At 74.3% G+C, this 1,461-nt stretch carries 1 protein-coding gene and 2 pseudogenes; all 3 read right to left on the minus strand.

The annotated features are described in order from the left end of the window. Window positions 1-185 (minus strand): annotated as a pseudogene (locus tag AB0I76_RS29840) (cobyrinic acid a,c-diamide synthase); the annotation flags it as partial. Further along, the gene (cobO, locus tag AB0I76_RS29845; RefSeq protein WP_357042455.1) at window positions 182-793 is read right to left on the minus strand and encodes a cob(I)yrinic acid a,c-diamide adenosyltransferase; all 612 of its coding nucleotides are present in this window, start codon (window positions 791-793) and stop codon (window positions 182-184) included. The gene cobO and the pseudogene AB0I76_RS29840, both read right to left, overlap by 4 nt. 125 nt (window positions 794-918) lie before the next feature. Then, window positions 919-1,461 (minus strand): annotated as a pseudogene (locus tag AB0I76_RS29850) (VWA domain-containing protein); the annotation flags it as partial.

Consider the following 1,461-nt stretch of genomic DNA (forward strand, 5'->3'; position numbering starts at 1 on the left):
CGGCCGGCGGCCAGCGCGTGGTAGCCGGGGTCGATGTAGTCCGGGCCGACCTTGTGCGGGCTGACCGTGAGGCCCCGGCGGCGCAGGGCGGCGAGCAGGCCGGTGGCGACGGTGGTCTTACCGTGCCCGCTGGCCGGCGCGGCGACGACGAGCCGGGGCAGCGCCCAGGCCTCGGCCGGGGTCACCACTCGATGCCCTTCTGGCCCTTCTGGCCGGCGTCCATCGGGTGCTTGACCTTGGTCAGTTCGGCGACCAGGTCGGCGGCCTCGACGAGCCGGGGGTCGGCGTTGCGGCCGGTGACGACGACGTGCTGGAAGCCGGGCCGGTCGCGCAGGGTCTCCACCACCTCGTCGACGTCCACCCAGCCCCACGTCATCGGGTAGGTGAACTCGTCGAGCACGTACAGCCCGTACCGCTGCGCGGCCAGGTCGCGCTGGATCTGGCGCCACCCCTCCAGGGCGTCGGCGGCGTGGTCGGCCTCGCCGCCGCGCTGGATCCAGGACCAGCCCTCGCCCATCTTGTGCCAGGCGACCGGCGCGCCCTGGCCGGTCCGCTCGTGGACCTCGCCGAGCGCGCGGAAGGCGTTCTCCTCCCCCACCCGCCACTTGGCGCTCTTGACGAACTGGAACACCCCGACCGGCAGCCCGGCGGTCCAGGCGCGCAGCGCCAGGCCGAACGCGGCGGTCGACTTCCCCTTCATCGCTCCGGTGTGGACGATGGTGAGCGGCCGGCGGCGCCGCTGCCGGGTGGTCAACCCGTCGGCCGGCACGTGCGAAGGCTTCCCCTGCGGCATCAGGCAACGCTCCTGTTCCGGTCCGGCCCGTGCCCGACCTCGTCGATCTTGCAGTTTCGGACCCCTTTTACTCCACTTCCGTCCCTTTCGTCGGGGCGGAAAGTGCATGATCGCCGTGACGGGGTGGTGGCGAGGTCGGTGAGTGGCGCTGTGGTGACCTTGCCGAGGTGGTGGTGGTGGGCGTTGAGGTGCGCTGCCAGGCGGGCGGCCAGGTGGAGGCGGACCGGGCCGGACTCGCAGTCCACGACCACGCAGGGAGCGCCGGTCGCGCGTAGCACCGCCGCTGCCCCGGCCGCCCGCTCGAGCGGGCGGTCTCCCGAGGTGGCCCGGCCGTCGGTGACGACCAGGACCAGGGGACGCCGTGTCGGGTCGCGCAGCCGCTCCACCCGCAGCAGGTCGGCGGCGGCGAGCAGTCCCTCGGCCAGCGGCGTACGCCCACCGGTGGGCAGCTCGGCCAGCCGGGTCGACGCGGCCAGCACCGACGAGGTCGCCGGGAGCAGGACCTGCGCGCCGGCACCCCGGAAGGCGACCACGGCGACCTTGTCCCGGCGCTGGTAGGCGTCGGTGAGCAGGGCCAGCACGGCGCCCTTGACCGCCGACATCCGCTGGCGGGCGCCCATCGACCCGCTGGCGTCGACCACGAAGAGCACCAGGTTGCCCTCGCGGCC

Origin of the sequence: Micromonospora sp. NPDC049799, assembly GCF_040656655.1 — a bacterium.
Lineage (GTDB): Bacteria > Actinomycetota > Actinomycetes > Mycobacteriales > Micromonosporaceae > Micromonospora.

Bases quoted from the DNA above. Each gene is read 5' to 3' on its own strand.
- cobO (WP_357042455.1), bottom strand. From the start codon at position 793: ATGCCGCAGGGGAAGCCTTCGCACGTGCCGGCCGACGGGTTGACCACC.